This window comes from Kitasatospora sp. NPDC005751 (genome assembly GCF_040630835.1).
Taxonomy (GTDB): Bacteria; Actinomycetota; Actinomycetes; order Streptomycetales; family Streptomycetaceae; genus Kitasatospora.
The window spans coordinates 95,585-102,355 of the sequence record NZ_JBEXYC010000025.1 but is presented as its reverse complement, the minus strand read 5'-3'; the positions used below and the strand labels follow the sequence as shown (position 1 = coordinate 102,355).

Sequence of the window (6,771 nt, the reverse complement as noted above, 5' to 3'; positions counted from 1 at the left end):
CACCACCGCGTCACCCAAGCCCTCGACGCCCTCACCCGCGGCGCCCACCTCCCCTTCCTCCTCCGCGGCATCCCCGCCGAATAGCAGCCCGCCGAATGGCAGCCGGCGGCGGGCTATTCCCGGCCGTAGGGACTGTGCATCGTCAGGAAGCGGATCTCCAGGTCACTGGCCAGGTAGTCCATCCGCCGCTCCCAGAAGGCGCTCAGGTGCGGCAGGGCCAGGTGGGCGTCGAGGTCGGCCTGGCTTCGCCACGCCTCGTAGAACACGAAGACGCCGGGCTCCTCGCGATCCTCGTGGAAGTGGTACTCCAGGCAGCCCGGCTCCCGCCGGGTGGGGGCCACGAAGGAGAGCAGCAACTCCTTCAGCTCCACCGCCCGTTCGGGCTTCGGGCGGGCGATGCCGACGAGCGTGACCAGCTGATCCATGCGAACTCTCCCTCATCCAAGGTACGACGAATCTCGTACCTCGGGACGGTACCGCTGCCGGAGGTACGATTCAAGCCGTACCTGAGGGAGGTCACCCATGCCCGACGAGGAAGGGCACCCGGCCGTCGAGGAGATCGAGCTCGGCAAGGTGCTGGCGGCGCTCGCCGACCCGCTGCGCCGCCGAGTGGTCCGCGAGCTGGCCTGCTCGCCGGACGGCGCCGCGCGCACCTGCAGTTCCTTCGCCCTGCCCGTCTCGAAGGCCACCGTCACCCACCACTTCCGCGCGCTGCGCGAGGCCGGCCTGATCCGGCAGGTCGACCGGGGGAACAGCCGGATGGCCGCCCTCCGCCGCACCGACATCGACACCCGCTTCCCCGGCCTGCTCGCCCTCCTCACCGCCGAGGCGCAGGCCCCCGGCGACGGCTGATCCGATGCCCACAGAACGCGGTGCACAGGAAGTCGGTATGGCCGACTTCCTGTGCACGCCCGGGTGTTCTCCAGACGCACAGGGTGCCGTCACCCCAGAAGGGACCGGCCGGGGCGACCGGTCCGCCTAGCCCCGCCCTACGATGGCCGGATGCCCGCAGAACCGATGCGTTTCCCGCCCCGGCCCCTACGCGATGTGCAGGCGCGGCACCTCCGGCAGGCCGGCGGGTGCGGTGGGGGTGCGGCCGTCGTGACGGTCGACTTCGAGCCGTGCACCGGCCCCACCCACTTCGAGCTCACCCTCCCGGACGACGTCCGGTTCCGCTTCGGCCCCGCCGGCGGCGACGAGGACTACCGCGAGGTCTTCTCACTCCTCGAAGCGCTCGACGAGGGCATGCGCGAGGTGCTGGCCGAGGACGGGCGGATCACCGTCCACTGCCGGGCCGTGCTGCGGTCCATGGTCGTCCACCCCGTCGACTCCCACCCCCGCGCGTTTCGTGAAGCAGGGCGGCTCGCCGCACGCAAGGCCCTGGAACAGGTCTTCGGCGCCTCCTGACACCACCGGCGCGGCGGCCCGAGCACAGGAAGTCGGCCGACCCGACCTCTCGTGGGTAATGTGTGTGCCCCAGCAGACCGGTGTGAGTGCGAGCGAGGTAGCGACGTGGAACCGGCGGGGGACGGCACGACACACGACCGGGCGTCGCCGGACGTTCGCAACGACCTCTCCGGCCGGGTCACCGGGGCAGCCGTTCAGGCGGGGGACATCCACGGCGGCGTGAACGTCGTGGTGGTGAACGCGGCACCGGAGAGCGGCCCTCCCCACGAGGCCGTCGCCGAGGCGCTGCGGAAGTCCTCGCACAGCTGGCGAGCACGTTTCTCCAGCGTCGATCTGGTCAACCTGCCACGGATCGCGATGCTCTCGGACGGCAGCGCGATCCTCGGCGCGGCGAGGAACGCGCAGCTCGACACCACCAAGCCGTTCCGGGGCCAGGGGCTGGCCCCCGGGCTCTTCGTCGCCCATGTCAGACCGTTGTTCGAGACGTGGGACGCCGAGTCGGCGACCAGGCTGTGCGAGAGCACGATCGACCACGTACACCGCGGCCTGCTGGTCTCCTTCGAAGCGCGGATGCGCTGCCGCAATCCCCCGACGATGCCTCCGTCGGAGCCCACCGGAGTCCTCGCGAAGGACCCGCACCTCTGCTTCGACATCGGCGGACGCAGCGTCGTCGTCACCTTCGACCCGCACTGGCTCACGACGGCCACCGCTTCGGGCACGCTCCACGACGCCGCGCGGAACCCACTGGTCTACTCCGGCCTCGGTACCGTGGCCGCGGTCCTGGACGACGGCACGATCCGCGTCTCCGCGCTCGTCTTCGGCCAGCCCGAGACCCCGTTCCAGTCACACCTGAAGCACATGGGCGCGTCCGCACTGCGCACGCCGGCCGGACTCACCGCCGCCGATTTCCGCAACGAGTTCTCCACCCGCCCCGGGGAAGGGGTCGCCATTCCCCGCACCCGAGAAGGAACTGCCGTGAGCCGTACGGGTATCGCCCTGCTCTTCGACGAGGGCCGGGTGATCCCGGGCCAGATCGACCGCGCCGTGCTGACCCAGTCGACCAGGATCGCCCCGGAGTACCGTCGCGACCTCGGCGTGGCCGTCGCGAGCCTGTCACCGGGGCCCGCCTTCGCCGCGGGAGCCACCCCGGGCGACATCGCCGCGCACCTGCTCGCCCGCACGCCCCCGCTCTGGAAGTCCCTCACCGTCCCGGGGCTCACCGCGCTGATCCGTTCGCGCAACCTCGCCGTGTCGACCGTCACCGGGCTCACCGCGGGGCAGCTCGGGGACCTCGACGAGTTGATGCGGGCGGAGACGCCGGGCTATCTCGGCGGCGTCGAGCTGGACAGGGCCCTGCCGATGCAGCGGGAACTCCTTCCGCAGTGCGACCAGTACCACGTGGTGGGCGCCGAACTCCGGTTGGTCTACACCGCTGCGAGCCGCTACCTCGACGAGGCCAACGACGAGGACCTCGACCGGCCGCCGGCCCAGTGGCGGGACACCGGACTCTTCCGAACCGTGGTCTGGGAGGAGGACACCCGTCGGTCGGAGGCGGAGGAGGCCGAGGCCGCGTTCCTCCTCCGCGACTGGCTCGGCGGGCGGACCGAGTAGCCGCGGAAGCGCACCCGGCCGTCGAGGAGATCGAGCTCGGCCCGCGTGCCGTCGGCGAGCGCCGACGGCACGCGGGCCGACCGGGAAGTCGGCCCCGCCGACTTCCCACTCCCCCGACTCGGTGTCAGGACCACCCGGGGCCGACGCGGGCAGCGGCCGACAGGTCGGGATCGCGGCCGGAGCAAGGGTGCCGAGGCCACCTCCCAGCCGAAGGCCGGGGAGCCCGGCCGACCCGGCAAAGCTCCACGGGACACGAACCGCGCCTGTCCGTAGCCGCGCCGCGCGCGCCGCCCGCGAGGCGCCCGGCCCCCGTCGGCGGGCCCCGGCGCGGGGGTGCGAGGGTAGGGCACGTGAACCAAACGATCATGGCAGCCGCCCGCGAACGGGCCGCCGGACACCGGCGGCGGTTCGACCTCCGTTTCGAGGCCTACTTCGCCTCCCTGCCGGAGCGCCTCGACACGCCACCGCTCAGCCGCTTCACCCCCCGCTGCCTGGAGCTGCTGCGGGACCTCTCGCTGCGCGGCGGCAAGCGGCTGCGGGTCGCCCTGCTGTACGAGGCCGCCCGGCTGGTGACCACCGAGCCGGTGCCCGGTCTGGCAGAGGCCGCGCTGAGCATCGAACTGCTCCAGACGCACGGGCTCGTCCACGACGACATCATCGACGACGCGCCGGTCCGCCGGGGCGGCCCCTCCACCTACTACGCCTACCGCGAGGAGTTCCCGGCGGCGGAGCGCACCGCGCTGGGCCTGGCCGTCCTGGCCGGGGACCTCGCCGCCTTCCTCTCGATGCGCGTCCTGCTGGAGGCGGACGTCCCCGCCGAGCTGCGCCAGGCGATGCTGGAGGTGCAGCTGAACGCCGCCGCGGAGACGGTCACCGGCCAGATCGTCGACCTCGAACGCGACTTCCGGGCGCTTCCGGAGGAGGAGTTCCTGCACACCGTCTGCGAGTACAAGTCCACCCGCTACTCCGTCCTCGCCCCGCTGCGGCTGGGCCTGCTGGCGGCCGGCGAGGACGTGGCCGCGCACGACGCGCGCCTGCGCCGGTACGCGACGCTGGTCGGCATCGGCGGCCAGCTGCGCGACGACTACCTCGACCTGTTCGCCGACGAGGCGGCCACCGGCAAGTCGACCGGCGCCGACCTCCGGTCCGGCCGCCGCAGCTACGCCGTGAGCGCCCTGCTCGCCGCCGCGGACGACGCGCAGCGGGCCGTGGTGGAGTCCGCGCTCGGCGATCCGGACTGCTCCGCGGCGACGGTCGGGCGCGTCCGCGAGCTGGCCCGGTCGCTGGGCGTGGACGGCAGGCTCCGCGCCGACATCCGCCGCTGCGCCGAGGCCGCCGCCGGGGAGGCCTCGGGCTGGCGCCCGCACTGGCGCGAGGAGGCGGTGGCCTTCTTCGAGGGCCTCCCGTTGTCCAACGTGCTGCCGACCGGGTGAGCGCAGCGGGCGGCCCGGGCGGCCCCGGCCGAACTCGCGGCCGCCGGGCACTCACGCGTCACCCCCGGCAAGGGCGACAATCGTGGCATAACGGTACAGATGTACCGGCCAGACCGTATCGTGCCAAGGACGGCCGCGGGCGATCGCCGCAAGGGCAGACCCGAGGGCAGCCGGCCGGAGGCAGCCGGACACCCCGGGTACGGGGACGCGGTTGCCGCACGACACAACACCGGACAAGGGGGCACCACGGGGTGGTCGAGCCGCAGCTGACACCCGAGGTCTTCGACCGGGCGATCGTGGCGATCGCCCTGACCGCGGGCCGGGAACACCGCCTGGTCTACCGCAACGACGCCTTCCGCGAGCTGTTCGGGCCGCGGTCGATCGGGGTCCCCGTCCGGGAGCTGTTCGCCGAACCCGGGGTGGAGAGATTCTTCGAGACGCTCGACCACGTCCTCGCCGACGGCACCGCCCGCCAGGTGACCACGCCCCGGACGGTGGAACGGCCCGGGGACGGTGACGGTGACCACCGGCACTTCGTCTACAGCTGCTCCCCGATCTCCTCCCGCTTCGGCCCCGGCATCCTGATCGCCGCGATCGACACCACCACCGAGGTGCACGCCGCCCAGCAGGCCGAACAGCTCTCCACCGACCGCCTGCGCACCCTGGAGCGGTACGAGGCGCTGATCTCCGCCGTCTCCCAGCTGGTCTGGATCGTCCGCGCGGACGGCAGCATGGCCGAGCTCGTGCCCGGCTGGCAGCGGCTCACCGGGCAGCCCTGGCGGGAGACCATGGACGAGGCCTGGTTCGAGCTCATCCACCCCCGGGACCGGGCCGGGCTGGCCGAGCAGTGGCTGAAGGCGGCGGACGCCGAGCCGTCCATGTTCGAGCACTCCTTCCGGGTGCGCACCGTCACCGGGGAGTACCGGCACGTCTCCGCCCGCGCGGTGCCGATCGTCCGCGAGGGCCGGCCGGTGGAGTGGGTCGGGGCCACCTCCGACATCGAGGACCGCTGGCGCAACCGGCTCCGCGAGCGGCTGCTCGCCGGGGCCCTCGCGGTGACCGAGACCGCCCGCCCGGACGACGCCTTCGCCGCCGTCGCGGACCTCGTCGTCCCGGAGCTCACCGACGCCTGCACGGTGTTCCTGCTCTCCACCCGCGAGCACGCCACCCGGCCCGACGAGATCCTCGGCACCCGGATCGCCTCCACCGCCCGGCCCGGCCTGCCTCCGCTGCCCGCGCTGCGCCAGCAGAGCTACCGGCTCGGGCCGGCCGCCCTGCGGGTCGTCGCCCGCCAGGCCCCCGCGCTCCTGACCTTCCCGGTCGGCGAGATCCCCCCGGGCGTCGTCCCCCGGGAGTCGGCCCAGTGGCTCACCCGGGCCCGCGCCACCAGCCTCACCCTGCTGCCGATCGTCATCGACGGCATCACCGTCGCCCTCGCCGCGGCGGCCGGCTGCGAGGACACCCCGCCGCCCGGCCGGCCGGACATCGACCTGCTCCAGGACGTCCTCCAGCGCGCCCAGGCCACGCTGCGCCAGACCCTGGAGCTCCAGCGCACCCGGCAGGTGGCACTCGTCCTCCAACGGGCGCTGCTCACCGCCCCGCCGGTCGTCCTCGGCGCCGAGCTCGCCGCCCGCTACCAGCCCGGCAACCGGGCGGCCGAGGTCGGCGGCGACTGGTACGACGCCTTCCTGCTGCCAGACGGCTCGCTCGCCCTGACCATCGGCGACGTGGCCGGGCACGACCTCACCGCGGCCACCACCATGGGGCAGCTGCGCAGCATGCTGCGGTCGGTCGCCTACAACCGCACTCATCTGCACACCCCGGCCGACACCCTCGCCGCGCTCGACACGGCCGCCGACGGCCTCGGCGTGGCCGCCTTCGCCACCGCCGTCCACCTGAACCTCACCCGGGTCGGCGACGGCTGGCGGATGACCTGGTCGAACGCCGGGCACCCGCCGCCACTGCTGGTACCCGCCTCGGGCGAGCCGCGCTTCCTGGTGACCGAGGAGACCGACGTGCCGCTCTGCGTGGCCCCCGCCGAGCGGCGCCACACCCACAGCACCGGAATCGCGCCCGGGGACACCGTGCTCCTCTACACCGACGGGCTGGTCGAGGTGCCCGGGGAGAACCTGACCGTCGGCCTGGGCCGGCTGGCGCAGGCGGCGGGCGCCGTCGGCCACCGGCCGCTGGACGAACTCTGCGACCACGTGCTCGCCCAGGTCGCCGAGACCCGGGACGACATCGCCCTGCTGGCCTTCCGCGCACTGGCCGCGCCGCCCGTCTGAGGCCGGCGCGGCTCGGGTACCGGTCCCGGGGACCG

6 protein-coding genes are annotated in these 6,771 nt (G+C 73.8%); 5 read left to right on the top strand and 1 reads right to left on the bottom strand.

The genetic code is table 11. From position 1 onward, the window contains the following. Window positions 1-113: 113 nt before the first annotated feature. Window positions 114-425 carry a putative quinol monooxygenase gene (locus ABZ497_RS22465; protein ID WP_359807820.1) on the bottom strand — a complete coding sequence of 104 codons (312 nt, stop codon included), beginning with the start codon at window positions 423-425 and terminating at the stop codon, window positions 114-116. Window positions 426-522: 97 nt separating this feature from the next. On the opposite strand from ABZ497_RS22465, the gene ABZ497_RS22460 reads away from it, so the two are divergent. From ABZ497_RS22460 to ABZ497_RS22440, 5 genes are all read left to right on the top strand, one after another. Beyond that, on the top strand, window positions 523-852 hold the full coding sequence (locus tag ABZ497_RS22460; protein WP_359807819.1) for a helix-turn-helix domain-containing protein: 330 nt from the start codon (window positions 523-525) through the stop codon (window positions 850-852). Window positions 853-1,101: 249 nt separating this feature from the next. Then, window positions 1,102-1,407, top strand: a complete 306-nt coding sequence (locus tag ABZ497_RS22455; protein WP_359807817.1) for a hypothetical protein — start codon at window positions 1,102-1,104, stop codon at window positions 1,405-1,407. Between the two features lie 105 nt (window positions 1,408-1,512). Further along, window positions 1,513-3,018: a hypothetical protein gene (locus ABZ497_RS22450; protein WP_359807815.1), complete on the top strand. Its 1,506-nt coding sequence runs from the start codon at window positions 1,513-1,515 to the stop codon at window positions 3,016-3,018. A gap of 365 nt (window positions 3,019-3,383) precedes the next feature. Continuing rightward, window positions 3,384-4,451, top strand: coding sequence for a polyprenyl synthetase family protein (locus ABZ497_RS22445; protein WP_359807825.1), 1,068 nt, complete (start codon window positions 3,384-3,386; stop codon window positions 4,449-4,451). Window positions 4,452-4,702: 251 nt separating this feature from the next. Then, window positions 4,703-6,736 carry a SpoIIE family protein phosphatase gene (locus tag ABZ497_RS22440; protein ID WP_359807813.1) on the top strand — a complete coding sequence of 678 codons (2,034 nt, stop codon included), beginning with the start codon at window positions 4,703-4,705 and terminating at the stop codon, window positions 6,734-6,736. Window positions 6,737-6,771: the final 35 nt, after the last annotated feature.